Genomic DNA, 26,407 nt, shown 5'->3' with positions numbered 1-26,407 from the left:
TCTCCTTTGTGCTAATTATTCCAATTCTGTTTAATGAATTGCTCACGTCCACCCATTTCTTCAATTTTATATCTTAACGGGTTTTTACGATAAAAATCTTGGTGTTCTTCTTCGGCTACATAAAAAGGCTTTTCAGGCTCAATTTGGGTAACAATTGGTTTCTCAAATTTTTCACTAGCTGCCAACGCCGCCTTGGATTCTTCTGCCACTTGCTTTTGTTCATCAGAATGATAGAAAATCACTGGTCGATAGCTATCTCCTCGATCTTGAAACTGACCAGAAGCATCGGTCGGATCGGTTTGACGCCAATAAATGTCTACTAACTGGCGGTATGAAATTACTGTTGGATCATAGGTAATTTTAACAGCTTCAGTGTGCCCAGTAGTATGGGATGCCACCTGTTCGTACGTAGGATTGGCAACGTGGCCACCGGTGTAGCCGGCCACTACCGATTGAATTCCCGGTTGTTGATCGAATGGCTGAACCATACACCAAAAACAACCACCCGCAAAAATTGCATAATCTGCTGCCATTTACGCTTCCTCCTTATTAAACAATGCCAGATACTGACCGTAACCCTGTTCTTTGAGCTCTGCTACCGGAATAAATCGTAATGCTGCTGAGTTAATGCAGTAACGCAGCCCGCCCTTATCCTGAGGACCATCAGGAAAAACATGGCCCAAATGGGAATCAGCTTGCTGACTCTTAACTTCCGTGCGAACCATCCCGTAGCTAGTATCCGTATTTTCAGTCAAAGGAGTAATCGGCTTGGTAAATGATGGCCACCCACATCCCGCGTCATACTTATCTAACGAAGAAAATAACGGTTCGCCACTTACTACATCGACATAAATTCCATCTTGATAGAAATTATCGTATTCACCAGTAAACGGGGCTTCAGTTGCCGCATTTTGGGTTACTTCCCGCTGCAACTTAGTTAATTTGGCTTTTTGTACTGCAAAATCTGGTTTAGTTGTCATTTTCTTACCCTCCAGCTTAAATCTAACTCCGTAGTTAACCTACTATCTTAGCAGACAATCTTCAAAAAGCAATATTTTTGCTTACTTATATGAAGTGAGTGAAACTTTAAAAATTTAGGTGGAATTTTAAGTTCCATTTAAGCTGCTGTCTCTATACTTACAGCATAGTCAATTAGAAATTGGCTATACCCCCTAACTAAGCTGAAAATATGGTTACGAGTCTATCCCCTTATAAACATCCCCCTTGAATAAGAGATAGATAGAAAACTTCATGGTAAACTCCAATAATGTAGACTCGTAAGCCACAAAAAAACACGCCTGTTCCCGCAGGCGTGTTTTTCGTATGTCCATTTTAATCTGAAGATGAGGTATCTATTGGTAAATAAGGTTCTAAAATATCAGCAAGTGCCTGTAAATTTCGAGTTTGTACATAAACTCTACCCGTACCACTAAAATGGTTTACTAAACCCTCGCCAGTTTTAAAACCAATAAAGCCACTAGCAGCCTCAATATTATAATCTAAAGTTTGGGACCAAGCAGCAACATGATCATTATCAACAGCGTAGTCGTTAACATCATTAAGGTCTAGCGGAATTAGATCTCCATAAGCACTAACCAATAAAGTTCCTGTGCCTCTAGTTTCCATAATGAAAAAGCCTCCAGTATCGCCAAATAAAGCGGCACTGGTTTTTTGCCGAATCATATTATAGTTAACACTTTCGTCAGATGCTAAAAAGGCACCGGTGTTTAACCGCCATTGCTGTTTATCATTAGCTTCTAATTCCTTAATCACTCCTGGATTGCCAGGAGCAATTGCGATTTCACCACCATCAGCTGAAGAAGATGCGGTAGTAATAAAAATCGATTCTCCAGAAGTTATTCCCCGTCCTAGAGCGCTCATCAATCCTTTAAAACCAGTTTTACCATTACTATTTAAATGACCGTCCAAACTAACTTGACTATTAAAATAAATCATAGAACCATTTTCAATTTGAACTTTATCACCAGCACCCAAATGAATTTCAGCTATTGGAAAAGGCACATCGCCTTTTAAGTCGTAATTCATACTAGCTTCCCCCTTATTTAGTATCTAGGAGAAATATAGCACAGCTCAATTAATACTAACAGCAGTTAGCTTAGTCAGTAGCAACTAAGCCCCCAGCAACGTTACTTAAGTCAGGATGATCAGCTTTAACAATCAACTGTTCGTTAACAAATGCCATCATTCCCAATTCACTCATTTCTCGACCATAACCGGACTTCTTAATGCCCCCAAATGGTAATTCAGGTAAGGACGCCATGAAGTTATTTACAAACACCATTCCGGTTTCGATTTGACTAGCAACTTCGGCACCGTGATCAGCATCACCAGCAAAAACAATGCCCCCTAGGCCAAATTCAGAATCATTAGCCAAATCAATTGCTTCAGACTCAGAATTAACTTTATAAACTTGGGCTACCGGACCAAACATTTCCGTTCTAAAAGCCGGATTGTTCTTATCAATATCAGTCAAAATAGTTGGCATGAAGAACTGCCCTGGTAAGTCAATTGGTTCGTTGCCGTAATAAACGTTAGCGCCATTAGCAATGGCTTCAGCAACTTGGGATTGCAACTTTTCTTTGGCTTTTTTAGAATTCATTGGTGCTAACGTAGTGCTGGCTTTCATTGGATCACCAGGAACCACTGCAGCAAACTTAGCCTTCAGGCGACTTAAGAATTCATCGTACAAGTTAGCCGCTACGATAAACCGTTTGGATGAAGTGCAGACTTGGCCTGCATTGTACAAACGGGTCCGCCAGGCAATCTCAGCAACTTCATCAATATCAGCGTCTTCCAACACGATAAAGGCATCCATACCACCTAATTCCATCGTGTTTTTCTTCAAGTGTTCAGCTGCCGCAACGGCAACTGAGCGACCGCCCCGTTCTGAACCAGTTAACGCTACTCCTTGAACCCGTGGATCGGCGATAATTTCAGAAACTTGATCATAACCTAAGAATAGGTTGGTTAAACTACCAATAGGTGCTCCAGCTTCTTGAACCGCATTAACAAATGCTTCGGCGGATCCAGGAGTGTTAGATGCATCCTTTAAAATCATAGGATTCCCCACCATAAAGTTAGGAGCGAAGACCCGCATGATTTGATAGTAAGGGAAGTTCCAAGGCTCAACGGCCATGATGATTCCCGTGGCATGCTTTTGAACTTCTGCTTCTCCAGTAGCAATGGTTTGAATTGGAGTAGGCTTTAGCATTTCTGCACCATGCTTAGCAAAATATTCCGCAATCATCGCACACAATTCTACTTCGCCTTGGGCTTCTTTATACAGTTTGCCCATATCAGTAACTGCAATCCGAGCTAGTTGATTTTTGCGTTGCCGAAATTCGTCCGCAATATTCAATAAAATTTTAGCTCGTTTTTCCATTGCATCGTTTTTTCGCCATTCATGATACAAATTATCACTGACTGCTAACGCAGCATTAATTTGATCAGTAGTAGCATTGGGATAGGTCTTAACCACTTCATTGGTATATGGATTAACTGTTTGGTAAGCCATAGTTGTGCCTCCTAAATTTGTGATAAAAACAACAATAAAAAATAAAAGCCGACGGAGAACCCTCCGCCGGCCACGAACTGGTCTATTCCATGAAAAATGAAATGAACCGCTTTCATAACTGTAATAATAGCACATATATTTAAGAGTCACAAGGTCAGCTAATCACTAAACCGTTGTAAGATATAAATGGCGATAATAACCAAAATCACGCCGCCAAATTCAACCCAGTTAAACTTCATACCTAAGAACAAAAGACTCAAGATGAAGGTAACTACTGGTTGAGCAGCATCCACAATACTAACTGAAGCGGATGGGGCAAATTTTAAGGAATGTAAAATACACAAGAATGGCAAGATAGTTCCAACTACAATTACCGTACTCATTGACCATACTAACCGGGTGCTAACTTCTGGCACGTTAACCCAGAATGGGTTAAAGATGTTAAGAACTAAACTGGCGATTAAAAAGGCCCATCCCAAAACGATCATTGGGGAATAATATTTAGTAATTGGCTTAGGTAATACAATGTAAAATGCAGCGGTAACCCCTGAAAGTACACCCCAGATAACGGAAACCATAGGAATTGCTAATTGATGAATATCACCATGAGTGATGGCCAAGAAAACCCCAAGTAAGGCAACTACAAAGGAAACCAATTCTGCCATGTTAGGCTTTTCATGCTTAATCACAATCGCACCTAACACAATAAAAAGCGGACTTAAGTATTGCAAAATTGTTGATGATGATGCATTACCGGTTTGAATACTCATATAAAAAGTTAACAGGTTAGCCAGTAATCCTAATAAAGCATAGGCTACTAACCACCCTACCATGCGCCAAGATTCGAACACGGCAAAAATTTTCTTACCGTACATAAAAGCACTAATAACAATTAAAATTACTCCGGCTCCTAATGTTCGAACTGATAAGTACCAGCCAGCTGGAATATTTTCGCCTTGAGAAATCACTTGCAAGACGGTTCCTGAAACACCCCACATGATAGAAGCTAGTAGCGCCCATAAAATCCCACGGGTAACTTGGGAAGAGCTACTTAAATTATGATTAGTTTGCATTTTCAATCTCCATTCTCCATTCGTTTTTTCCAATATGATCTAGTATAGCATAGAGTTAGGTAGCTCGAAAACTGGTTTAGGTAAATATCAATTAATATAACTACGGTTAACTATATTTTCACAAAATTGGTCTATCCATTCATTTGAATTTCCAATTTAAATAAAATGCCTTTTTAACTTTTAATCTGCTACACTATAACCAAACTATCAAGGAGAACGCTAATGAAACAGGTCTATTTTTTATGCACCGGAAACTCTTGCCGCAGTCAGATAGCGGAGGGCTATGCCCGTCAATACCTAGGAGCCGATTGGCAAATTCAAAGTGCCGGAGTGGAAACTCACGGATTAAATCCCTTAGCCGTTCAAGTAATGCAAGAAGACGGTATCGATATTTCGCACCATACTTCTAAGTTAATCGATAACGACTACTTACGATCTAGTGATCTAGTAGTAACGCTCTGTGGAGATGCCCGAGACAAATGCCCTATGACTCCTCCCAGCGTACAAAAACAGCACTGGCCTTTAGCTGATCCAGCCCAAGCTCAAGGGACTCCAACAGAGAAGTTGGCAGTCTTTCGTCAAGTTAGAGATGAAATTAAACGACGAGTGCAATCTCTTTCATAATAAAAAACACTGAAAACCTAATGTTTTCAGTGTTTTTTATTAACTCATCTTTAATTACGGGGTTATCTAACCACCATCACCGAAATCGGTGCGTACTTAGCCATATAAGAGGCTTGTGATCCGAAATACTTCCGAATACCCGTTTTGGATAGCGAACCAATCACCAGTAAATCAGCATCCGCTGCTGGAATTACTTTCTTAACGATTGTTTCACCAGCCTCACCTTCAGAAATGATGATGTCCACGTTTTTAACACCAGCCCGCAAAGCGAGTTTACGATATTCATTAACGTGATCGTATAATTTTTGCCGTTGATCTTTTACAAAGTTCTTATCTAAAGCCTGGTAAACACTCATGTCATCGTCTTCAAGAATTGAAGTAATGATTAGAGTTGCATCATTTTGACGAGCTTCCCTAATTGCGTAGCGAAATGCCAATTGTGCGTCTTCTGAATCATCTACCCCGACTAAAATTCGTTTAAAATTTTTGTTTGGTTCTTGTTGTTGTGCCATTAACTACCAGTCCCCTCCAACTTTGATTTATTGTTTTGCTTTTTGTTCCGCTTCAGCTTGGACGTAACGTTGATTGCTGCGACGTAAATCCCAAATTACCCAAGCCAATAAAGCTAGCACTAATGCAATCGCGATGTAAGCCAATGTATCAGCTAATGCCAATTCAGATTGACTAGCACCGTCACCCATGAAGCCTTCAAATTGGCCGGGTAAGCCAATCATGTTCAAGTAGGTCAATCCAATTACCGAAATCCAACCAAGAATTTTGACAATTGTTGAGTTTTTGAACCGATCGTGCATTTCGTACTTACTATCTGTGAACATTAATAATGGTAACATTGAAAACGGTAATGCGAAAGCCAGAAAGACTTGCGAGTTATTCATCAAAGTATTCAGAGCTTCGTGTTGTTGAATTTCGCTTTGGTGACTAGTCATCATAACAGCGATGATAACCGGAACAACTGATAGCAAACGAGTTACTAATCTTCGAAGCCAAATTGGCATCTTCAAATGGATGAAACCTTCCATGATTACTTGTCCAGTTAAGGTACCGGTAATCGTGGAATTTTGACCAGAAGCAAGTAAAGCTACCGCAAATAAAGTTGATAAAACTCCAGAACGAGCAACCGTCTTTAAAATATCATTACTAAGGATATCTGGATTAGAAAGAGCGTCGTATAGACCGAAGAATGATGGATCTTTAACCCCACCATTCTTAAATACGGCTACTCCAACGATTAATAGTAAAGCATTAACAAAGAATGCCATGGTTAATTGAATGTTTGAATCCCACATAGTGAAGCGGACAGTCCGTGCCACGTCTTCTTCATCGTTATGATCCACAATTCTGGTTTGAGAAATCGCAGAATGTAGATATAAATTATGGGGCATAACAGTCGCACCAATGATCCCCAAGGCCCCCGTTAACGGAGTTTGTCCGCCAATGTGAGGAGTGTCGGCAAAGGTCTTAGTAGTTGGGACCAATCCCTTAACTACTCCACCCCAGTCAGGATCTGATAATGCTACTTGGTAAGCAAAGACCACGAAGATTACCAGGATTAAAGCAACCACCAAAGCTTCGATTTTCCGAAAACCAATTTTAGTCAATAAGAGCAATAACATAACATCTAAAACGGTAATGAAAACAGCAATGATTAACGGAATATCAAACAGCAAGTACAGCGCAATCGCCGCCCCGATAACTTCAGCAATATCAGTTGCCATGATCGCTAATTCTGTCATAATCCATAAAATAATTCCTAACGCCTTACTGGTACGGGTACGGATCATCTGGGCCAAATCCATTTGCGTCACAATGCCCAGTTTAGCCGCCATGTATTGTAATAGCATCGCAATTAAACTCGACATTAAGATAACAGACATCAAGAGGTATTGGAAATTTTGCCCCCCGGTGATTGAAGTTGACCAGTTACCAGGATCCATGTAACCTACCGCTACCAATGCTCCAGGACCAGAGTATGCTAATAGGGTCTTCCAAAATCCTTTTCCCTTAGGAACTTCCACCGTACCATTGATTTCTTCTAACGAAGGACCATTGGCGTAGTGGATCAGCTTTTCTTTCTTTTCTTTTTCAGGCTTGTTTTTTGCCATAGCTGCCGCCTCCTTTTTATTTCCAAAGACAATATTAACATATTTTAATTTAAAGTAAATGTTTTTCTTAGGAGCACCTAACTTTTATGATTGCCTATAGACGGGCATTTTCACCCATTATTTAGTCTCTAACTGGCCATCAGCTATTTGTTTCTCATATCGTTTACGTTCATTAGGGTCAACTATGTTGGTCCCGTCTAAGAAATGAATATCTTCAGTTCCTGCTTCCATCGCAGTTTGGTAATACCACTTTTTCCAACGTAAAAAGGCTAGGTTATCTTCTAACTGTTGAATTTTAGTTTCTAATTGTTGCTCGTGATCCGCTAAGAAATCGTATCGTTGTTCTAACGTCTCATCACCGGTCATGCACCAATCAATAAAAGTCGCAATTTCTTTAACCGGAATCCCAGCTTGCTTCATACACTGAATGACTTCAATGAAGTTTAAATCATGATCGGTAAATACCCGCCGGCCGGATTTATCCCGTTCTACAAAGGGCATCAACCCTTCTCGATCATAGTAACGAACCGTATCCACGGACACATCCATTTTGTCAGCAATATCGCTAATTTTATACATCTAAAAAAATTTCTCCCTTTTCCTTTACCTGAAGTTAACTTCAGGTTGTATATTACCACTATCAACTAGAAAGAGGGAAGAAATAACTATGAATAATCAAAAACCATTAGTCGTAATCACCGGTGCCAGCTCTGGATTTGGAGCCGAAATGGCTAAATTATTTAACCAAGCTGGTTACCCAATGTTACTACTAGGACGCCGTACCGAAAAAATCACAGCTCTCCCATTAAACTTCGACCAAATTATGGTGGAAGCCGTAGATGTTACCGACAAAGCTTCCTTTGAAGCTGCAATCCGGAAAGCAGAAGCCATTTACGGTAAGACCGATTTGTTAATCAACAATGCGGGAGTAATGTTGTTAGGCAACGTTTGGCGCCAAGATCCTAAGGAATGGCAGACAATGTTGGATACTAACGTTATGGGAGTGTTAAACGGGACTCAGATCGTATTAGACGATATGATGGAACGTGAACACGGTACCATCATCAACATGTCTTCTTTGGCCGGCAAAAAAACCTTCGTAAACCACGCAGCCTACGTTGCTTCTAAGTTTGGTGTTCACGGGTTAAGTGAAACCATTCGCGAAGAAGTTTCCGCTAAGAACGTCCGGGTTGCCATGGTGGCTCCCGGCGCAGCCGAAACCGAGCTATTAACCCACGTAACTGATGACGAAGCCCTCTCGGATTACGAAAGCTGGAAGAAGACGATGGGTGGCATTACCTTGGATCCAGTCCACGTAGCCGAAGCCGTTAAATTCATTTACGATATGCCACAAGAAGTTAATATTCGTGAAATCGATATTGCCGCAACCAGACAAGATTCATAATTACCTGTTTACTAAAAAAGCTGATGCCAAATTAGGCATCAGCTTTTTTAATGTTAACGATGAAACTGTTCTTTAATCATTCGGGCTTGGCGGGTCAATTCCGTCATTTCTGAGTCCAAATTAGTACTTAATGATTGAGCTTCCTGGTTGACCTTAGTCAACAATTCAACTAACTGGCACCGTTCTTCCTTACTTAAGTTAGCAAAAAGTCGTTCGCTCATTTGGTCGTACACTTGGTTTAATCTGTCAGTAATTTGCCGGCCCTTAGTAGTTAAATGAACGGTTAATACCCGTTTATCACTTAAGCTTGGTTGGCGGACAATTAATTCTTGGGCTTCCAATTGCTTAATACTAGCACTTACTGAACTGGGCCGAATATCCAGCATTTCAGAGATTTCAGCATTGCTAAGGCCATCATGGCGACTCAATAATTGCAGTAATCGCTGCGCTCCTCTACCGTGATGATGGGTTCTAGTAGCCATTACCGGCTGGTGGTTAATTTCTTTAAACAAACGAATTAGTTGAGTAGTTTCTTTTGACATAGTTTCTCCATCTTAATTAAATTGTGCTTGATATAATTTTGCGTAAGCTCCATTTTGGTCTAATAAGCTTTGGTGTGTCCCTTTTTCGACCACCTTACCGTCGTCGATAACAACAATTTGGTCGGCACCATATACAGTAGATAACCGGTGAGCGATTACAATCGTGGTTCGCGTTTCGGTCAAATTATCTAGCGCATGTTGAATTTGCTTTTCGGCTTCGTTATCCAAACTAGCAGTAGCCTCGTCCAAAATTACGATCGGTGCGTTCTTCAACAGTGCCCGGGCAATCGATAACCGTTGTTTTTGACCACCAGAGAGTTTTACGCCCCGTTCACCAACTTGGGTAGCTAGGCCGTCAGGTAATCCCGCAACAAAATTAGTCAAATCCGCCATTTCGATAACGCGTTCAACTTCTTCATCCGTGGCATCCTGCTTAGCGTAAACCACGTTATCACGCAGCGTTCCATCTAAAATAAACAGATCCTGAGAAACAATCGCAATGTGCCGGCGTAAGTCCTCTAATCGAAAATAAGCAATATTATCACCATTAATGGTGATTTGGCCACCATTTATATCGTACATTCGATCAATCAATTTAGTAATTGTAGACTTACCAGAGCCGGAGTGACCAACTAACGCCGTAGTTTTACCGGCTGGGACGTCAAACGAAACGTCTTCGATCGTCGGCATCTCGGAGTTGCCCAAATAACTGAAGTTGACATGGTCCAATTCTACTGCCAACGGTGACTTAGGAAACGCCACCGGATGATCTGGTTCTAAGATCGTTGGTTTAACTTGGGTAATTTCGTTAATTCTACCGTAAGATACCAATGATTGTTGAATTTGGTTCAATAGTCTCGTAAATGCCATGATTGGACTTTGAAGCATAGCCACGTAAGTTAAATATGCCACTAATGCCCCCACCGTTAATTGCCCCTTCATAACGAAGTAAGCCCCTAACGACAAAATGATCGCTACTTGTAGGTAATTCACGCCATCAATTAGTGGTGAGAAAATCGCCCCGTTTTGGGTGGCTTTAATCATATCACGCCGGTTTTGATCCGAAGCCTCGTTAAAACTTTCTTGCGCTAATTCTTCATTAGTATAGCTCTTAATTAGATCAATTTGAGTCAGTGTATTTTGCATTTGGTTGGACATTTTTGACTGGGACAGTCGGGCAGCCCGGTAAGCTTTATGAATTCGATCCCTGAAAACCCGATAAATCACAAACATTAACGGAAAAGTTACCGTTACCGCCAGCGCCATTTGCCAGTTTACGATATAAATAAAGACCAACACGCCCACAAAGGTGAACAAATTGCCAATCATTGACAGCATGTTGGAGGAAATCATACTTTGTAAGTTGTTAATGTCGCTAGTTAATCGCACCATCAAATCCCCGGTTTTGCTAGATTCAAAGAAAGCCGTATCTTGGCGCAATAAATCATGATACAAATCATTTCGCAATTCAGTAATGGCTGATTGACTCATTACCCCCATATAATATGAGGAAAAATAATTAAGTAACCCTAGAACCACTGCTGTCAGTAATAATCCCCCAATTACTAATGCTAGCCAGTGAAGATCCTTCATTGGAATTATTTTATCGATAATTATTTTTTCAAATTGTGGCATTACGAACTGTAAAGCCGTAATTAAGGTCAATGCTAAAATATTAACCACTAAAATCCACTTTTGCTTCAAGACTTTATTGAAGACAAACTTGAGCATATCTTTAGTGGTAACCTGCATTTCTTTTTGGTCATCCATTTAAGCCACTTCCTTTTTAAGTTATTTCGAATTTAGTTAGTTTATTAGTTAAAAACTAACGATAAACTATCTTATTCCATTTAATTTCGAAAGTCAATTAAAAGAACCGATTATTTTATCTTAGCAAATCGTTAAAAAATCGTATAAAAATTATCCATTTTGCGTTATTCTTAACAAGAAGTATTTTCACTACTTTGTAAGGAGGAAGGCCATATGGCTAAGAAACAATTATCAAAATCCGCTTACGGCGGCGTACCTGGTGACAAGTATGTTCCGTTCGTAAGCGAAAAGGACAACAAGGGTGGCAGTCCCGTTATTATGATTATGGGTGCTATCCTTGCTATTATTTTCGCAGCATCAACTGCTTATTCTGGAATGAAAGCCGGACTAACGGTTTCTGCTGGTATCCCAGGAGCTATTTTAGGTTCCGGGATGGTCAGCTTGTTTGCCCGTAAAAAAGGAATTTTAGGAGTTAACTTACTTCAAGGCATGTCCAGTGGTGGTGAAGCCATCGCCAGTGGGATGATCTATGTGTTACCTGCTATTGTTTTAATTGGTAGTAAAGTTAATTTAATCACCGGATTTTTAGTTGGGGTGGTTGCCGTTCTATTTTCACTTGGGGTATCATCATTAGTTTATAACTACCTCATTGTACAAGAACACGGTAAGCTTCTTTACCCAGAATCCATGGCTATTTCAGAAGCAATGGTTGCTTCTGAAACTGGTGGTGAATCCCTTAAGATGATGGGAATTGGTTTTGGAATTGGTGGGATCATCACTTTCATGACCACACAATTCATGGGCTGGGTCAACTCTATGATTTCTTTCAAAGGAAACAAATCATACCGTTGGCAAATGTCTACCGAAGTTAATCCAATGTTACTCGGGATCGGTTTTGTTATCGGTCTTGATGTTTCGATGACTATCATGGCCGGTTCTATCTTGGCTAACTTTGCAATTACTCCATTAATTAGTTACTTTACCAGCATGGCTGGTAGCAGTGCCCACGTTTGGAATGATTCAGCATTGTTAGTGAACCAAATGGATGTTTCCGGTGTTTCTGGTAACTACGTTAAATATATCGGTGCCGGAATGATGCTTGGTGGGGGGATTATTGGTGCTATTAAACTAATTCCTGCTATCACTGCTTCTATCAAGAGTACTTTAGATGCAAGAAAGAGTGCTAACGGCGATTCTAACGCTAACGGAATGATTTCCTTGTTAGCTGGTATTATCGGAATTTTCGTAATAAGTATCTTCTTTGCTAAAAACATTATGATCGTGATTGTCGGTGGAATTTTAGCCGTAATCCTTTCCTTCCTATTCGTTATTGTTTCTGCACGAATGGCCGGAACAATTGGGGCTTCCAACAACCCGGTTTCTGGGATGACTATTGCCTCATTAGTTATTATGACTTTAATCTTCGCAGTTGCCGGTTGGACTAGTACCAGCCATATTTCCATCCTATTAACATTTGGGGTTTTCATTGTTACCGCCATTTCAGTCGGTTCTGGTTACATGCAAACCCAAAAAGCTAGTTTTATTATCGGTGGTAACAAAAACGAAATGGCTAAATACTATGCCGTTGCTGGTACCATCGGTACTATTGTGGTTGTTGGGATGACAGTTGTCTTGACTCCTCAACTTCGTATTACTGGTGCTAACCCACCATTTGCGTTACCACAAGCTAACTTGATTGCTGCCTTAACTCAAGGAATCATGTCTAACAAGCTTCCTTGGGTCATGGTAATCGCTGGTTTGGTCATTTCTGTGGTACTTCTTATGTGGGGCCTTCCAGTTATGACTATTGCCCTTGGTTTTTACTTACCAATCTCAACTACTTCTATTATCTTCATCGGTGCGTTGGTTCGCTTAATTGTGGAACAAGTTTCTAAGCACAACAAGGCCCTTTCCGACAAACGAGTTCAAGGTGGGGTTAGTCTTTCATCCGGGTTGATCGCCGGTAGTTCTATTATTGGTTTGATCGGGATCTTCTTGCATATCTTCAACGTTATCAAGACTAGAACCCTTACCGGATTTGCCGCAAGTAACGAAATGGCTTGGATTGTCATGGCGATTATGATCATTGCCGTTATTATTCCAATCCTTAGAGTTAAGGAAGATCCTAAAGATGAAACGTCGGAAGAAAAATAAACAGGCTGATTTAATCACAGACGCTGAATTAAAAATAATGGTATACAAGAAGAATCCCGAAGCCCATTACACAGTTAAGGAAGGCATCGTCACCATCGAAAAGGACGAAGACCATCCCATCCAAAACTTTTTTCGTAAATTGCATTTTAAAATTCCCGCTAAAAGTTATTTGGAATTAGACCAGTATGGTAGCTTCGTTTTTCTAGCTATTGACGGTCACACCAGCGTTTACCAAATTGGTCAACGCTTGGCCGAGCAGTTCAGTGAGGCTGATGAATATCGCTACAGTCGCTTAATTATGTATTTGAATCAAATTGCCAACGTAAATCATTTAGTTGAAAGAGTTAAATAGGAGATTATAAATATGACAGATTTAGATCGTTTAGAAAACTCAGCATGTACTTCCATCATGGTTGGTAAAAAAGCTTCCATGGATGGCTCAACTTACATTTCTCGTAACGAAGACCGGGTAGTAGCAATTCACCCTAAGCGCTTCTTCGTCCAACCCGCTGTTACTGGCAGAAAAGAAACCTATGTTTCTCCATATAACCATCTAACAGTTCCAATGCCTGCTGATGGCATGCGTTATACGTCTACTCCTAACGTTGACCAAAGTGAAGGTCCTAACGAAGAAGACGGATTTAACGAAGCTAACGTTGGTGAAAGTGCCACCGAAAGTGTTTACGCTAACGAAAGAGTTCTTGCCTACGATCCATTCGTTAAAAACGGCTTTGCCGAAGACTCTTTGACCACTTTAGTATTACCTTTCATTCACTCAGCTCGTGAAGGGGTTGAATACCTAGGTAACTTAATCAAGGAATACGGTTCTGCTGAAGGTAACGGAATCCAATTCAATGACGAAAATGACGTTTGGTACATGGAAATTGTTACCGGTCATATGTGGGTTGCCGTTCGTATCCCTGATGACTGCTACGCCGTAGCTGCCAACCAAATTGCGATCCAAGACATCGATTTCGATGATCCTGACAATTACATGTGGGCAGACGGAATTCAAGAATTCGTCGCTGACAATAACTTGAATCCGGACGAAGACGCATGGAATTTCCGTCACATCTTCGGAACCGATACTCAAAAAGATCACCATTACAACACTCCTCGAGTTTGGTTTGCTCAACGTTACTTCAGTCCTTCACAGACTAAGGACCAAACTCCAGAAGATCCTGAAATGCCATTCATTCGCAAACCAGATCGCAAACTTTCTGTAGAAGATATTCAATACGTTTTGAAATCTCACTACAACGAAACTAAGTACGATCCATTGGGAAATGGTAGTGATTTTGATCGCCACGTTTACCGAGCAATCTCACTTTCTCGAACTGCTCAATCACACATTTTGCAAATGCGGGATAACAAGAAGTTCGGTAATGCCGGTGTGCAATGGGTTGAAATGGGAGTTCCTAGCTTCAGTCCTTACGTACCATTCTTTACTAACGCTACTGACACCGCTGAATCATACCGTGAAGTCCCTGAAAAGATGGACCTTAAGAGTTCTTTCTGGCTTTACGAAGCATTGGCTACAGTGGTTGAATCTCACTATAGTGAATTCAGTGAAGAAAACTTGGATTACCAAAAGAACCTATCAGAATGGGCTCGGCGCAAAATTGCTGAAGTCGACAAGGAAGCTGCTAACCTTTCAGGTGATGCATTAACCGAATACTTGACTAAGCAAAACAAAGAGATTGCCGATCACTACAACCAAGAAACTAAAGCCCTCCTCTTCAAGCTATTGACGGACGGAGCAGAACTTTCGAAGTTGACGTTCAAGATGGATCCAAACTTGTAAAGTGCTGAACCTCACGGGTACTTTCGAGTACCAATGAAAAAATGCTGAATAGTTCGATTTGCTTTTTAAATCGCTATTTGGCATTTTTATGTTGGACGGAAAAAGTAGTGAGGTGAAGCCGTTTTTAATTAAAGTGCTGGAGAGAAAAACTAAATTTCTAAAAGAAATTTTTAGTTGAACCTTCGCAAGGTTGGCTAGAGTTTTGTCTTTTGAAACTCAGCCGACTACTACGTCCGGGAACTAACGAGTTTCTAACTACAAAATAACAGGTAGTTCGGTGAATACCGCTACCTGTTATTTTGTAGTTAGGCGAGTTAGTTGAGTGCCAAAGCCGATTTACGAATTGCTCGTTAGCTTCAAAATTAATAAAGGTCACTCATTTCATTGAGTGACCTTTTTTTCATACTTCAAATACGCAATATCATTAATCTGTTTTGCCGATTTTAACACCATCTTGCGCTCTTGGGTTTGCTCGTTGAACAATGGAATTCCGCCACCCAGAATAGTTGGTAATACAGCAATAATATAGCTATCAATCAGATTGGCATTTACCAATGGTGCAATTAAGCTACTTCCGCCAATAATCCAAATACCTTCACCGGCTTCTCGACGTAATTTTTCGACTAATTCAACCACCGGTTCATTCACAAAATGCCGATCAGCTATTTCAGGCGTGGGGTGACTAGTCAAAATATAGCTTTGTTGCTGCTCATATGGATAGTGATCCGGCATCAATTCATTCACCACTTGATCGTATGTGGTTCGTCCCATCACCACTGTATCAACATTAGCCATTAAATTTTCATATTCATGATCAATACTTTCATCTCGTTGTGGATTCTCTAAAAAATTAATATTCCCGTTCGTTTTAGCAATGTAACCATCTAAACTTTGAGCAATAAATAGAACTACTTTACGCATCTCACCACTCCCTTTGCGCTATTATACATTAAAATACCTGTATGCTATGATGGAGACGGTTACAATTTTGAACGCGAAGGAGAAGACACTATGGAATTTCGGAAATTAGGAAAAACTGGTTTTAATATCAGTGAAGTTTCTTTGGGAACTTGGCAATTGGGATCCAAATGGGGTGAACCCTTTGATGAACAAGACGCCATCAAGACGCTAGAAGCTGCTTACCAGTCCGGCGTCAATTATTTTGATACCGCTGATATTTATCAAGACGGGCTCAGTGAACACGCCGTAGGTCAGTTCCTCAAATCCCACCCAGAAGTTCACTACTCCACCAAAATTGGCCGTAGAATCGAACCACACACAGTATCCAACTACACTCCTGACAATTTAATTGCCTTTGTAGAAAGTTCTCTTAACAATATGGACGTTGATTCCTTAGACTTAGTGTTACTCCACTGTCCCCCAACCGCCGTTTACTATGATCCAACGGTGTTTGCTACTTTAGACGAGCTCAAAGCCGAAGGTAAAATTAAAAACTACGGGGTCAGTGTAGAACGAGTTGAAGAAGCAATCAAAGCCCTTCAATTCGATATTTCCGCCGTTGAAATCATCTTTAACATGTTCCGCCTACGCCCAGCAGAAAACTTCTTCCGTTTAGCTCAAGAACACAACGTGGGAATCTTAGCGCGGGTCCCACTGGCTAGCGGCTTGCTAAGTGGTAAATATACCGCTCAGACTCAGTTCGGCAAAGAAGATCACCGAAACTTTAACCGCAATGGTGAATCTTTTGACAAGGGTGAAACCTTCTCTGGAGTCGATTATCTAACTGGAATTAAAGCGGCTGACGAACTTAAACAACGCTTAGGAACCGACGACTTAGCTGGAATGGCTTTACGTTACATTTTAATGTACGATGCCGTCTCAGCTGTCATCCCAGGAGCTAGCAAGCCAGAACAGATTACTCAAAACGCCGCTGCCGCTAAATTACCTGCTTTTACAGCTGAACAAATGCAGATTGTGACGGATGTTTATAATAAATACATCAAAAATCCAGTAGAATATCTCTGGTAACCACTGAGAGGCCTAGTATTTTGGCAATAAATGACCTACAATGATAATCAAACTAAGTAAAGGGATGAGCATTCATGACAAAACGCATCAAAGGTTCATGTACCACAATTCTAGCAGGTAAGGCGGCCACTATTGATGGCTCCACCCTTATCGCTCGGAACGAAGACGGTGCTGGACCATTAAATCCGCAAAAGTTTGTGGTGGTTAATCCCGAAGATCAACCTCGCCACTATCAAGCGGTACTCAGTTCAGTTTCAATGGAATTGCCTGACAATCCAATGCGCTACACAGCCACTCCTGACGCCACAGATGGCCACGGAATTTGGGCTGGTGCCGGAATCAACAGCGAAAACATCGCTATGACCGCCACCGAAACCATTACCACCAATTCTCGAATTTTAGGAATTGATCCATTAGTCGAGAATGGTTTGGGTGAAGAAGACTTCACTACTCTGGTATTGCCATACATTCACTCCGCTCGCGAAGGGGTAGAACGTTTGGGTGCATTAATTACTGAATACGGAACCTACGAAACTAACGGAATGGCCTTTTCAGACAAAGACGAAGTTTGGTACTTTGAATCCATCGCCGGCCACCACTGGGCTGCAATTAAAATTCCAGATGATGCCTACGTTGTTGCTCCTAATCGTTTCAATATTGATGACTTTGAATTTGATTCTGATGACACTATGTCCTCAACTGATTTGGAAGAGCTTATCAACAAGTATCACTTGAATCCTGACCAAGAAGGTTATAATCTCCGTCACATTTTCGGGAGTGCCACTATCAAGGATACCCGTTACAACAACCCTCGGGCTTGGTACGGCCAACAATACTTCAACCCCGAAATGGACACCTCTCCATTGGATCAAGATTTGCCTTTCATCTGCCGGACCGACAAGAAAATTTCCGTTGAAGATGTTAAATGGGTATTGAGTTCTCACTACCAAAACACCGTTTACGATCCATATGGAACTTTAGGTACCGACGAAGAAAAAGAACTCTTCCGACCAATCGGCATTAACCGAAACCAAGAACTTCACATCTTACAAATTCGAAATGACGTCCCTGCTGAAATTGCTGGCATTCACTGGCTAGCCTTTGGTCCTAACACCTTTAACGCCGTAGTTCCATTCTACTCAAACGTTAAGGACACCCCTAAGAACTACAAGAACACCACTGGTGAAACTGACCCAACCAACATTTATTGGTTAGGTAACATCATGGCCCTCATGGGTGACGCAGACTTCCCATTGTACGAAGACGAAGAAAATATCTTCGAACAAAATACCGTTGCTGGTTGCCGTAACTTACAAATTAAGGCCGACCAAGAAGTAGCTAACCAAACCGATAAGCAAGCTTACTTGGAAGACATCAACAACCAAATGGCAGACTTGTACCAAAAGAACGCCAACCGCCTATTGGGTCGCATGTTAGCCTTAGGCGAACCAAAGATGAAGTTACAATTTACGTTAAATGACTAACCTAAATAGTTAGCAACAAATAAAAAAGAGATAATAACGTCTACTTAATCGTTATTATCTCTTTTTTGTTAGTCGGAAATTTAATCTTAATTTTCGATTCTAATTACTTGAAAACCTGCTCTCTTTCTTGCATTAATAGTGTATGTACTAAATTAAATCAAGGGGGATTTATTTATGGTCAAAAAAATTGCTTTAGAAGAACATTACTCAGATCCAGCCACTACTAAACGGTTTACTAGTCCCGCAACTGGCAAATTCTTTGGGGAAGAATACTACGCTTTTATTGCCAAAAATTTATGGGGCAACGTTGCTGAATATGCAGACGATCTCCGCCAAACTGACATTGAACATGCAGTCATGTCTATCAACGGCCCGGGTGTTCAAGCGGTAACTGAACCAGAGCTTGCCGTCAGAATGGCTCAAAGAAGTAACGACCTAGTCACCGAAGAGTACGTTAAATTTGATTCCAAACGTTTCAGCGCTTTTGCTACTGTAGCTTTACAAGACCCTCAAGCCGCCGCTGATGAACTGGAACGAGCAGTTACTAAGCTAGGCATGAAAGGGGCACTGATCAATGGTTTTAGTGACCTGGCTAACAATCAAGTGGTCTTCTTAGATGACCCTTCAATGGAAGTTTTTTGGGCTAAGGCTGCCGAATTAAAAGTACCAGTATATTTGCATCCCCGTTCACCTCACGCCGATCAATCTGCCATCTACACAGGTTTTCCGGGATTAACTGGTTCTGCTTGGGGCTACACCCAAGAAACTGCAGTACAAGTCATTCGTTTAATGATGAGTGGCTTATTCGATCGTTATCCACATCTTCAACTAATTATTGGCCATTTAGCTGAAGGGCTACCATACAATTTACCTAGAACTCAAGAACGCCTTTATAAACAAAACAAAGGTACTATGGGTGGTCATTATGAACGGCCTTTAATGGATTATCTAAGAACTAACGTATGGGCCACTACGAGTGGGCATTTTAATACTTCTTCGTTCATGAATGCACTAGACGTAATGGGCGCCGATCATTTAATGTTTTCCGTTGATTGGCCTTACGAAACCAATAAAGATGGTGCCAGCTGGTTTGATCAATTACCAATTGATTTAGCGACTAAGGAAAAAATCGGCTACCAAAATGCTGCTAAAATACTTAAATTCTAACAAACAAAAGCTCACTCCTTGATAGGAATGAGCTTTTATTATGACAATAAAAACGGATTTCTAGAAGCTCACTGACTCCTAGAGATCCGTTTAATGTAAGTACCTAATTATTTAACTTTAAGAAATGATCCAGCATCGATCAAAATGTCAGAGTAACCAGCAACGGTATCCTTGTTAATGTCATAGTTACGTTGGAATTCGCAAGCAAGTTGTGGAATTGAAGTCATCTTGGCTCCTGAATCCCGCATCCGCATGATAGCAGCGTCACTAGCATCAATTGATGAACCCGCAACACAGTCAAGCACTGGATAAACTTCATAGCCTTCTTTTAAGGCATCCAAGGTTGGGAATGAAAGACAAGCTTCAGTCCATAAAGCAGCAATGATCAACTTTTTCCGACCTGTTTTGTGAACAGCATCGTAGAAGTTTTGATCTTCCCAAGCATTAATAGTCATCCGATCATAGACATCCATGTCCCCAAATTCTTCTCGTAATGCTGGGAATGTAGGTTCGTTGGCGCCAGATGTAACGTTAACTACTGAAGGTACGATAGGAACATTGTACAATTTACCCAAACGAACTAAGTCAACTACGTTCCGCATAATTTTAGCGGTATTAGCTGATTCTTGTGTTAGCAATTGAGTTGGTTGATAATCAATAACTGCAATCACTGAGTTATCTGGATCAATTAAATTATCTTCTTTTGGATCACGTTTCTTCATAGTATTCGGTTTAACAAGTGGCATATTATTTCCCCCTCTTTTATTGTATGTAACATGCCGTTCACTTTAATGAACAACCATAGAATAAAATTCTAATAGCCCTAAGTCAAAAGAAGTGACTCGCAAATCTTTCAAGCGACCTCTCTTCGTTGATTTTGATTGACTTTTATTCCCCACAAACTAAAAAACTAACGAAAACCATTTAATCATAGTTTCGTTAGTTTTTTTATTTATTGCTTTTCGTAATCATCGATTGCCTTTTGGTAATCTTTCATAAATTTATTGTACTCATCTTCATCGAAACGATCGTACTTACCGACTTCATGCATAATCTTTTTAACATCGTGAATTGCCCGGTGCTTTTCAAACCAAGCACGAGTTCTGTGACCTGCTTCCAAGTCTGCATCTTCTTTAGAAACGTTGGTATCTAAACGATCAAGTACTTCACTAATTTTATCTAATGCCTTATCTTCTTTTTGATCATAGTCTGCCATAATATAAGTCCCCCTTTATTACTTTACACATCAATGCTATCACCAACGTATAAAAAAGGGGGAGATTTAGCTCACTAATTTTACTTAGTAAAATTAGCCAAGTATTTAGAAATTACTTTCAATAAATCATTAGAATTATCAATGCCATCAGTTTCAAAAGCATTGGCAATCGCAAAACCTAATCCCTCAGTAACAGCAACGGCGGTGCTACCAGTAATCATCGCTCCGGTAACGGTTCCTACTCCCGGAATTAATTTGAAGGCATTTCCCACTACGCTTTTACCGACACTAGATGCCGTTGTAGCAGTCAACACCCCCTTGATCACGCCGCTAGATACTTTTTGGCCATAAGCATGATAAATTCTGGTAATCATTACGGTCTGAATCGGAATTAGTAACGCTGCATCAGCAAATGGAATTGGGGTAATAGCTACCCCAGCGGCGGCAGTAGCTGCGGTATGAATAGCAACCTGAGCCTGTTTTTTAATTTTCATGTTACTTCCCTTCATAAATCAAAGTCCAACATGCAACTTATGTGCTAACTATAATACTATGAAGTCCCAATAAATTCAAAGACGACTTAGAATCTAAAATGTAAACACCATTCGCGAACCGATCGCGAATTAACGCTAACCAAAAAACAACCTCTAATACCAATGACAGTCCCTTGGTTAGAGGTTGTTTCTTATAAAATAGCTTCGATTGTTTTTAATACTCCATTGTGATTATTATCAGCCACCGTCACATTTTTAACTTGTTGTTTAAATTCAGGCGCCGCATTTTGCATCGCAAAACCGTAAGGAGTCATCTTTAGCATCGCTAAATCATTTTCGTTATCGCCAAAAGTAGCAATTTCGTCAGTGGCAATCCCATAGCGTTCTTGCAATTGCTTAATTCCGGTTACCTTATCGATCCCGGCATTACCAATCAATTCGGTTTGAAAGCCGGAGTTTTGACTCGCCACCGTTTTTGGCAACGCTGCGCGTAAGGTTTGCGCTTGGTGTACGAAGTTACCGCCCATCCCAAACGTCACCCCTACCTTAGTGATAGCGTCATGGACTCTTTCACTAGAAAGGTGGGGCAAATCCGGTACTAATTCTATTTCACTATAGTAACGTTTCACCACGTCGACTACCTCCTTAGGAGTGGTGGCATCAACATAGGTTCTGCGCAATCCCGAAATAGTTTGCTGCATGATGGCTCCGGGTTCAAACCGTTCAGCCAAGATTCTTAAGATCGTTGCTAGATCAGCATCGCTTAACTTATCAACACTCACCAAGTCATTACCACTATGAACAATCGCTCCGTTTTGCGAAACAAAATCCATTTGGGTGGCTACTTCTGCAAACTGATTTTGGAGTCGTTGATACTGCGAACCGCTGGCGGCCACAAACTTAATGCCAGACTTAGTCATTTTTTGAAACAACCGTTTAAAGTGATCATGTTCGTAAGTATTCTCTGCGTTTAAAAAAGTACCGTCCATGTCGGTTACTACCATTTTAATCGTCATTCAAAAACCTCATTTCCATTATTGCCTTTATTATCGCTGTTCATTTTCCAAACTGCAACCATAGGAATTCAAAAAAATGTTTCGGTACCTAAATAAAACTCTTGCATTTTAAAAACCGACGTGTATACTTTAGATTTTGTTAGGTACCTAAATATATTTCAAGGAGGCATATTATGGCCAACCAATCTACTGAAGTTATTAAAAATTTAATGCGTATTATGAGTGCATTAAGAACTCACGGCGCTCAGCATTATCGCGTCCATTTCACCAGTCAAACCAGAGCTTTATTTATCATTTCTAAGCACGAAAATTTAACCAAGGGAGAACTCAGCGAGCTTCTTGATATTCGTCCCTCATCCACTAGCGATTTAGTTCGGAAGTTAACTGATAAAGGTTTTATTACCGTTACCGCCGACAGCAATGATAAACGCGTGAGTCGGCTAGCAGTAACCGAAGCTGGAAAAGAACTCCTCAATGAATCAACTGGCACTGATTTTGATAGTATTGCCCAAAATCTAACTCAAGGATTAACCGCTGAGGAACAAGAAGAGCTTAACCAGTTATTAACCAAAATGCTAGCTGGTCTAAAAGCAGAAGATGGCGAAGATGAGGATTTTTCATCACCATTTGGACCTCACTTTCCACCATTTCACCGTGGCTTTTTCAACCGGTTCTTATAAAAGGAGATCAACATGCGTCGTTCAATTGATTTTGATGAGGACTCAGCCCTCAATCAATCTTTCACCTGGGACAAATTTATGGCCCTCCTCAACCAATCTAAGCCCCAAATTAAATTACTAGTCATTGGTTTTTTAATTAGCTTAGTTTCCACCGGTTTTAGTTTAGTCATCCCCCTCTTCACCAAAAACCTGGTCGATGGCTTTTCTCTCAAAAACATGAACCTTAGTTTTATCGCCATCATCATCTTCGCCTTTTTAATCCAAGCCCTAACCAGTGCCATCTCCAGTTATATGATGGGCTATATGGGTGAGCAAACCGTTTCTAATCTACGTGAATTAGTTTGGCACAAACTCGTTAACCTTAAAATTACGTACTTTGATAACCATCAGACCGGCGAAATCACGAGTCGTTTGGTTAACGATACCACGGTAGTTAAATCGTTGGTAGCTGATCAATTGCCCTCTTTTGTGAGTGGAATCTTATCAATGATCGGTGCGTTTGTGGTGTTATTCTTGATGGATTGGAAACTCACGCTCGTGATTTTAATTGCCGTACCAATCGTAGCCCTGTTGATGGTTCCCATCGGCAACTGGATGCGCAATATTTCAATTCGGATGCAACGTCAAACAGCAGAATTCAATAGCACTACCACCCAAGCGCTAAGTGAATCTCGCTTAATTAAGGCTTCTGACGGTGAACAAACCGAACTAACTCGTGGTGATAATGGAATTCATCAATTATTTGATACCGGGGTTGCCGAAGCTAAGATTATGGCGATCATCAGTCCCATCATGTTGTTAGCCATGATGGGGATCCTAGTTACCGTTATTGGATACGGTGGAGTCCGCGTTCAAAATGGAACTTTAAGCATTGGTACTTTGGTTGCTTTTTTACTTTACCTCTTTCAAATTATTGCCCCAGCCACTCAGTTTTCTCAATTCTTCACCCAATTGCAGAAAACCAAAGGCGCCACTGCCCGGCTGGATGATTTGTTAGAACAACCTGTCGAAGATTTGACTGCCGGCAAAACCGTTGATGTCGCTGGCAAAACCTTAACCGTAGATAACGTCAGCTTCAGCTATGATAAGGAAAATCCGGTACTGCAAAACGTTAGTTTCACTGCTCATCCCAATTCAGTGGTTGCTTTTGTTGGTCCTAGTGGTTCCGGAAAATCAACTCTATTTAGCCTATTGGAACGTTTCTATCAGCCGGATAACGGTACTATTACGATTGCGGACGAAAATATAAACACTATCAATCTTCAATCTTGGCGGTCTCAAATCGGCTACGTTTCCCAAGATAGCGCCATGTTAGTTGGTACAATTCGGGATAATTTAACCTACGGATTAACTCGCCCAGTAAGTGATGATGAACTCTGGCACATTTTGAGCCTCGCCTATGCTGATCAATTTGTTAGAGATACTCCAGAAGCCCTGAACACCCAAGTTGGCGAGCGCGGCGTTAAGGTTTCTGGTGGTCAACGCCAACGGTTAGCCATTGCTCGAGCATTCTTACGTGATCCTAAGATTTTAATGTTAGACGAAGCAACAGCTAGCTTAGATAGCCAGTCAGAAGAAATGGTGCAACGCGCCCTCAACAATTTGATGAAAAACCGGACTACGTTGGTGATCGCCCACCGACTTTCCACGATTGTGGACGCCGATAAAATCTTCTTCTTGGAACACGGGGAAATTACCGGTCACGGTAATCATAAAGAATTGTTGGAAAAACATGAATTGTACCGGCAGTACGTAGCGGAACAATTTAAACAATAAAATAAAAAACCGTCAATAAATTGACGGTTTTTTATTTACTGCTCCGTTTCATGCAACATCTTAAACATGCCATTCATTTCAAATAGTCGACCCATTTGTAGTAGCGTAGCTTCATCACCCTTGCGAGCCAGGAACTGAATGCCTAACGGTAACCCGTTAGTAGCCATTCCAGTGGGTAAACTAATCGCCGGTTGACCAGTTAAGTTGGCTTGTTGAGTAAACGGCGATAGCGCCAAACTTCGTTCAAAGAATCGATAGATCAAATCTAACCGTTCTTGGCGGTTGAGATCAGTGACGTGGCGCATTTGTTCTGTTACTTCAGGGCTAACTAATTCATAATCTAACCGTGGTGCCGTGGTAGCAGTAGTGGGCGTTAAAAATAGGTCGATCTGGGAATACAATTGATCCATTTGGTAGCTAGCCGCATCCCATAACTCAAAAGCATGGCTATAGTCTTGAGCCCTGGTTAACAGCCCAGCTTGATAGATTACCCAGGTCATTAATTCCATGTCGTCCATGGTAACGGCACGGCCTAAACTTGCTTGAATACCATCAAACATAGCTGCCGTTTCTCCGGAGTTAACAATATAATAACTTTCCATCATTTTGACGCCGTCCAACGGATTTTGCATTTCAACAGTTCTGATTCCGTTAGCTTTCAAAAAATCAACCGCATCTAAAACTGCATGCTGAGCGTCTTTGCTGACCGGGGTCCCGACTGGTGATTCTAACGTGTAACCCACTGTGAACTCGGTTGGTAGGGGTTGCTGACTAGTCTGCAAAAAGCCTTGTGAGTACAATGGCGTTTGAAATGGCGCGGCTGGTTGAACGGTTTGCAAACTATCTAATAACTGGGCAGTATCCCTAACCGAACGAGTTAAGCCGAAGTTAATCGACGCTCCTTGCCACCCCCGCCAAGCACCTGGGCCGGCAGGAACGCGTCCTCTCGTCGGCTTTAAACCAATTAAGCCGGAAAACGAAGCTGGGATTCGAATTGAGCCACCACCATCGTTTCCAGCAGCTAATGATACCCAATCGGCGCTAACAGCGGCTGCTGAGCCACCGGATGAACCTCCTGGAGAAACTTCGTGGTTACCCCATGCACTTTTAGTGGGACCATATAGCTCTGGGTCGGTAACGTTTTTGAAGCCAAACTCCGGTGCGTTGGTTTCTCCTAAAATTATGAATCCAGCCCGTTGAAGTCCAGCCACAAAATTATCAGTTGTGGTCGCCACATTAGCCTTGAGCAGTTTTGAACTTGCGGTGTCTGGTTCGCCTTTTAATGATTGGCCTAACCCTTTGATCAAAATCGGTACGCCTGCAAAAGGTGCGTCCGTTTTCAACGCGTTTTCAGCTTCTTTCAACGCAGCCGTTTCCCTTAAATGAGTCACCGCATTTAGTGTTTGATTTTCAGCTTTAATTTTGGCTAAACTCCTTGCTACCAGCTCAGTTGAGCTGACCTTTCCCCGTTTAATTAATGCAGCCAATCTAGTCGCGTCCTCTGCCATTTTACTCATCCTTTCTAGCCTAAACCATGTGCACAAAATAACTTGTT

The 26,407-nt window shown here is 41.2% G+C and carries 26 protein-coding genes; 10 read left to right on the top strand and 16 right to left on the bottom strand.

From position 1 onward, the window contains the following. Positions 1–11: 11 nt before the first annotated feature. The 5 genes from msrA to FC56_RS01645 form a co-directional block, all read right to left on the bottom strand. A complete protein-coding gene (gene msrA / locus FC56_RS01665; RefSeq protein WP_056977608.1) occupies positions 12–533 on the bottom strand; it encodes a peptide-methionine (S)-S-oxide reductase MsrA in 522 nt (173 codons plus the stop codon). Continuing rightward, a complete protein-coding gene (msrB, locus tag FC56_RS01660; protein WP_054672018.1) occupies positions 534–980 on the bottom strand; it encodes a peptide-methionine (R)-S-oxide reductase MsrB in 447 nt (148 codons plus the stop codon). Positions 981–1,332: 352 nt separating this feature from the next. Then, positions 1,333–2,046: a TIGR00266 family protein gene (locus tag FC56_RS01655; RefSeq protein WP_056977606.1), complete on the bottom strand. Its 714-nt coding sequence runs from the start codon at positions 2,044–2,046 to the stop codon at positions 1,333–1,335. Between the two features lie 70 nt (positions 2,047–2,116). After that, on the bottom strand, positions 2,117–3,535 hold the full coding sequence (locus tag FC56_RS01650) for an NAD-dependent succinate-semialdehyde dehydrogenase (RefSeq protein WP_056977604.1): 1,419 nt from the start codon (positions 3,533–3,535) through the stop codon (positions 2,117–2,119). 158 nt (positions 3,536–3,693) lie between these two features. Continuing rightward, the gene (locus FC56_RS01645; RefSeq protein ID WP_056977602.1) at positions 3,694–4,608 is read right to left on the bottom strand and encodes a DMT family transporter; all 915 of its coding nucleotides are present in this window, start codon (positions 4,606–4,608) and stop codon (positions 3,694–3,696) included. Between the two features lie 222 nt (positions 4,609–4,830). Here FC56_RS01645 and arsC point away from each other — a divergent pair, with 222 nt between their 5' ends. Then, complete coding sequence (arsC, locus tag FC56_RS01640; RefSeq protein WP_054669988.1) at positions 4,831–5,232, top strand: arsenate reductase (thioredoxin); 402 nt, start codon at positions 4,831–4,833, stop codon at positions 5,230–5,232. A gap of 62 nt (positions 5,233–5,294) precedes the next feature. Here arsC and FC56_RS01635 read toward each other — a convergent pair whose 3' ends face one another. The 3 genes from FC56_RS01635 to FC56_RS01625 all read right to left on the bottom strand — a co-directional run bounded on the left by FC56_RS01635 (position 5,295) and on the right by FC56_RS01625 (position 7,934). Beyond that, positions 5,295–5,744 carry a universal stress protein gene (locus FC56_RS01635; RefSeq protein ID WP_056977600.1) on the bottom strand — a complete coding sequence of 150 codons (450 nt, stop codon included), beginning with the start codon at positions 5,742–5,744 and terminating at the stop codon, positions 5,295–5,297. A 27-nt stretch (positions 5,745–5,771) separates the two neighbouring features. Beyond that, positions 5,772–7,355: an Nramp family divalent metal transporter gene (locus tag FC56_RS01630; RefSeq protein ID WP_056977598.1), complete on the bottom strand. Its 1,584-nt coding sequence runs from the start codon at positions 7,353–7,355 to the stop codon at positions 5,772–5,774. Positions 7,356–7,472: 117 nt separating this feature from the next. Beyond that, positions 7,473–7,934 carry a MerR family transcriptional regulator gene (locus FC56_RS01625; protein ID WP_054669992.1) on the bottom strand — a complete coding sequence of 154 codons (462 nt, stop codon included), beginning with the start codon at positions 7,932–7,934 and terminating at the stop codon, positions 7,473–7,475. 88 nt (positions 7,935–8,022) lie between these two features. Between FC56_RS01625 and FC56_RS01620 the strand changes: the two genes are divergently transcribed. Then, positions 8,023–8,760 (top strand): SDR family oxidoreductase, encoded by a 738-nt coding sequence (locus FC56_RS01620; RefSeq protein WP_054669995.1) that lies wholly within the window; start codon positions 8,023–8,025, stop codon positions 8,758–8,760. A gap of 53 nt (positions 8,761–8,813) precedes the next feature. On the opposite strand, the gene FC56_RS01615 is transcribed toward FC56_RS01620, so the two are convergent. Both FC56_RS01615 and FC56_RS01610 read right to left on the bottom strand, forming a co-directional pair. Beyond that, positions 8,814–9,302 carry a MarR family winged helix-turn-helix transcriptional regulator gene (locus FC56_RS01615; RefSeq protein WP_054669999.1) on the bottom strand — a complete coding sequence of 163 codons (489 nt, stop codon included), beginning with the start codon at positions 9,300–9,302 and terminating at the stop codon, positions 8,814–8,816. Between the two features lie 12 nt (positions 9,303–9,314). Further along, positions 9,315–11,072: an ABC transporter ATP-binding protein gene (locus FC56_RS01610; RefSeq protein ID WP_056977596.1), complete on the bottom strand. Its 1,758-nt coding sequence runs from the start codon at positions 11,070–11,072 to the stop codon at positions 9,315–9,317. Positions 11,073–11,285: 213 nt separating this feature from the next. On the opposite strand from FC56_RS01610, the gene FC56_RS01605 reads away from it, so the two are divergent. Genes FC56_RS01605 through FC56_RS01595 form a run of 3 tightly spaced genes read left to right on the top strand, consistent with a single transcriptional unit; the run spans position 11,286 to position 15,030 of the window. After that, the gene (locus FC56_RS01605) at positions 11,286–13,226 is read left to right on the top strand and encodes an OPT/YSL family transporter (RefSeq protein WP_056977594.1); all 1,941 of its coding nucleotides are present in this window, start codon (positions 11,286–11,288) and stop codon (positions 13,224–13,226) included. Then, entirely contained in the window at positions 13,204–13,578 is a 375-nt protein-coding gene (locus tag FC56_RS01600) for a PqqD family protein (protein ID WP_054670002.1), read from the top strand. Before FC56_RS01605 ends, FC56_RS01600 begins: the two co-directional genes overlap by 23 nt. Before the next feature lie 12 nt (positions 13,579–13,590). Further along, positions 13,591–15,030, top strand: coding sequence for a C69 family dipeptidase (locus FC56_RS01595; RefSeq protein WP_054670005.1), 1,440 nt, complete (start codon positions 13,591–13,593; stop codon positions 15,028–15,030). A 381-nt stretch (positions 15,031–15,411) separates the two neighbouring features. Here the strand turns inward: FC56_RS01595 and FC56_RS01590 are convergent, their stop codons facing one another. After that, positions 15,412–15,951 carry a dihydrofolate reductase family protein gene (locus FC56_RS01590; RefSeq protein ID WP_054670008.1) on the bottom strand — a complete coding sequence of 180 codons (540 nt, stop codon included), beginning with the start codon at positions 15,949–15,951 and terminating at the stop codon, positions 15,412–15,414. A gap of 90 nt (positions 15,952–16,041) precedes the next feature. Here FC56_RS01590 and FC56_RS01585 point away from each other — a divergent pair, with 90 nt between their 5' ends. The 3 genes from FC56_RS01585 (at position 16,042) to FC56_RS01575 (ending at position 19,670) form a co-directional block, all read left to right on the top strand. Continuing rightward, positions 16,042–17,019: an aldo/keto reductase gene (locus tag FC56_RS01585; RefSeq protein WP_056977592.1), complete on the top strand. Its 978-nt coding sequence runs from the start codon at positions 16,042–16,044 to the stop codon at positions 17,017–17,019. A 74-nt stretch (positions 17,020–17,093) separates the two neighbouring features. Beyond that, positions 17,094–18,503 carry a C69 family dipeptidase gene (locus FC56_RS01580; protein WP_056977590.1) on the top strand — a complete coding sequence of 470 codons (1,410 nt, stop codon included), beginning with the start codon at positions 17,094–17,096 and terminating at the stop codon, positions 18,501–18,503. A gap of 174 nt (positions 18,504–18,677) precedes the next feature. Continuing rightward, entirely contained in the window at positions 18,678–19,670 is a 993-nt protein-coding gene (locus FC56_RS01575) for an amidohydrolase family protein (protein ID WP_056977589.1), read from the top strand. 107 nt (positions 19,671–19,777) lie between these two features. Here FC56_RS01575 and FC56_RS01570 read toward each other — a convergent pair whose 3' ends face one another. The 4 genes from FC56_RS01570 to FC56_RS01555 form a co-directional block, all read right to left on the bottom strand. Then, entirely contained in the window at positions 19,778–20,416 is a 639-nt protein-coding gene (locus tag FC56_RS01570; protein WP_056977587.1) for an isochorismatase family protein, read from the bottom strand. Between the two features lie 206 nt (positions 20,417–20,622). Next, positions 20,623–20,886, bottom strand: coding sequence for a hypothetical protein (locus FC56_RS01565; protein WP_054670020.1), 264 nt, complete (start codon positions 20,884–20,886; stop codon positions 20,623–20,625). 80 nt (positions 20,887–20,966) lie between these two features. Further along, positions 20,967–21,380, bottom strand: coding sequence for a DUF697 domain-containing protein (locus FC56_RS01560; protein ID WP_056977585.1), 414 nt, complete (start codon positions 21,378–21,380; stop codon positions 20,967–20,969). A 191-nt stretch (positions 21,381–21,571) separates the two neighbouring features. Beyond that, positions 21,572–22,396: an HAD-IIB family hydrolase gene (locus FC56_RS01555; protein ID WP_056977583.1), complete on the bottom strand. Its 825-nt coding sequence runs from the start codon at positions 22,394–22,396 to the stop codon at positions 21,572–21,574. A gap of 173 nt (positions 22,397–22,569) precedes the next feature. Here FC56_RS01555 and FC56_RS01550 point away from each other — a divergent pair, with 173 nt between their 5' ends. Further along, entirely contained in the window at positions 22,570–23,076 is a 507-nt protein-coding gene (locus FC56_RS01550) for a MarR family winged helix-turn-helix transcriptional regulator (protein WP_056977582.1), read from the top strand. Positions 23,077–23,088: 12 nt separating this feature from the next. Then, positions 23,089–24,852, top strand: coding sequence for an ABC transporter ATP-binding protein (locus tag FC56_RS01545; protein ID WP_056977580.1), 1,764 nt, complete (start codon positions 23,089–23,091; stop codon positions 24,850–24,852). A gap of 35 nt (positions 24,853–24,887) precedes the next feature. Here the strand turns inward: FC56_RS01545 and FC56_RS01540 are convergent, their stop codons facing one another. Next, entirely contained in the window at positions 24,888–26,360 is a 1,473-nt protein-coding gene (locus FC56_RS01540) for an amidase (protein WP_056977578.1), read from the bottom strand. Positions 26,361–26,407 lie beyond the last annotated feature (47 nt).

Source organism: Lentilactobacillus senioris DSM 24302 = JCM 17472 (genome assembly GCF_001436555.1).
Taxonomy (GTDB): Bacteria; Bacillota; Bacilli; order Lactobacillales; family Lactobacillaceae; genus Lentilactobacillus; species Lentilactobacillus senioris.
The sequence above is the reverse complement of the archived record's forward strand: the minus strand, read 5'-3'. Positions and strand labels throughout refer to the sequence as shown.

What these genes read in the sequence shown, in the direction of transcription:
- msrA (WP_056977608.1), bottom strand. Translation starts at nt 533, where the DNA reads ATGGCAGCAGATTATGCAATTTTTGCGGGTGGTTGTTTTTGGTGTATG.
- msrB (WP_054672018.1), bottom strand. Translation starts at nt 980, where the DNA reads ATGACAACTAAACCAGATTTTGCAGTACAAAAAGCCAAATTAACTAAG.
- FC56_RS01655 (WP_056977606.1), bottom strand. Translation starts at nt 2,046, where the DNA reads ATGAATTACGACTTAAAAGGCGATGTGCCTTTTCCAATAGCTGAAATT.
- FC56_RS01650 (WP_056977604.1), bottom strand. Translation starts at nt 3,535, where the DNA reads ATGGCTTACCAAACAGTTAATCCATATACCAATGAAGTGGTTAAGACC.
- FC56_RS01645 (WP_056977602.1), bottom strand. Translation starts at nt 4,608, where the DNA reads ATGCAAACTAATCATAATTTAAGTAGCTCTTCCCAAGTTACCCGTGGG.
- arsC (WP_054669988.1), top strand. Translation starts at nt 4,831, where the DNA reads ATGAAACAGGTCTATTTTTTATGCACCGGAAACTCTTGCCGCAGTCAG.
- FC56_RS01635 (WP_056977600.1), bottom strand. Translation starts at nt 5,744, where the DNA reads ATGGCACAACAACAAGAACCAAACAAAAATTTTAAACGAATTTTAGTC.
- FC56_RS01630 (WP_056977598.1), bottom strand. Translation starts at nt 7,355, where the DNA reads ATGGCAAAAAACAAGCCTGAAAAAGAAAAGAAAGAAAAGCTGATCCAC.
- FC56_RS01625 (WP_054669992.1), bottom strand. Translation starts at nt 7,934, where the DNA reads ATGTATAAAATTAGCGATATTGCTGACAAAATGGATGTGTCCGTGGAT.
- FC56_RS01620 (WP_054669995.1), top strand. Translation starts at nt 8,023, where the DNA reads ATGAATAATCAAAAACCATTAGTCGTAATCACCGGTGCCAGCTCTGGA.
- FC56_RS01615 (WP_054669999.1), bottom strand. Translation starts at nt 9,302, where the DNA reads ATGTCAAAAGAAACTACTCAACTAATTCGTTTGTTTAAAGAAATTAAC.
- FC56_RS01610 (WP_056977596.1), bottom strand. Translation starts at nt 11,072, where the DNA reads ATGGATGACCAAAAAGAAATGCAGGTTACCACTAAAGATATGCTCAAG.
- FC56_RS01605 (WP_056977594.1), top strand. Translation starts at nt 11,286, where the DNA reads ATGGCTAAGAAACAATTATCAAAATCCGCTTACGGCGGCGTACCTGGT.
- FC56_RS01600 (WP_054670002.1), top strand. Translation starts at nt 13,204, where the DNA reads ATGAAACGTCGGAAGAAAAATAAACAGGCTGATTTAATCACAGACGCT.
- FC56_RS01595 (WP_054670005.1), top strand. Translation starts at nt 13,591, where the DNA reads ATGACAGATTTAGATCGTTTAGAAAACTCAGCATGTACTTCCATCATG.
- FC56_RS01590 (WP_054670008.1), bottom strand. Translation starts at nt 15,951, where the DNA reads ATGCGTAAAGTAGTTCTATTTATTGCTCAAAGTTTAGATGGTTACATT.
- FC56_RS01585 (WP_056977592.1), top strand. Translation starts at nt 16,042, where the DNA reads ATGGAATTTCGGAAATTAGGAAAAACTGGTTTTAATATCAGTGAAGTT.
- FC56_RS01580 (WP_056977590.1), top strand. Translation starts at nt 17,094, where the DNA reads ATGACAAAACGCATCAAAGGTTCATGTACCACAATTCTAGCAGGTAAG.
- FC56_RS01575 (WP_056977589.1), top strand. Translation starts at nt 18,678, where the DNA reads ATGGTCAAAAAAATTGCTTTAGAAGAACATTACTCAGATCCAGCCACT.
- FC56_RS01570 (WP_056977587.1), bottom strand. Translation starts at nt 20,416, where the DNA reads ATGCCACTTGTTAAACCGAATACTATGAAGAAACGTGATCCAAAAGAA.
- FC56_RS01565 (WP_054670020.1), bottom strand. Translation starts at nt 20,886, where the DNA reads ATGGCAGACTATGATCAAAAAGAAGATAAGGCATTAGATAAAATTAGT.
- FC56_RS01560 (WP_056977585.1), bottom strand. Translation starts at nt 21,380, where the DNA reads ATGAAAATTAAAAAACAGGCTCAGGTTGCTATTCATACCGCAGCTACT.
- FC56_RS01555 (WP_056977583.1), bottom strand. Translation starts at nt 22,396, where the DNA reads ATGACGATTAAAATGGTAGTAACCGACATGGACGGTACTTTTTTAAAC.
- FC56_RS01550 (WP_056977582.1), top strand. Translation starts at nt 22,570, where the DNA reads ATGGCCAACCAATCTACTGAAGTTATTAAAAATTTAATGCGTATTATG.
- FC56_RS01545 (WP_056977580.1), top strand. Translation starts at nt 23,089, where the DNA reads ATGCGTCGTTCAATTGATTTTGATGAGGACTCAGCCCTCAATCAATCT.
- FC56_RS01540 (WP_056977578.1), bottom strand. Translation starts at nt 26,360, where the DNA reads ATGGCAGAGGACGCGACTAGATTGGCTGCATTAATTAAACGGGGAAAG.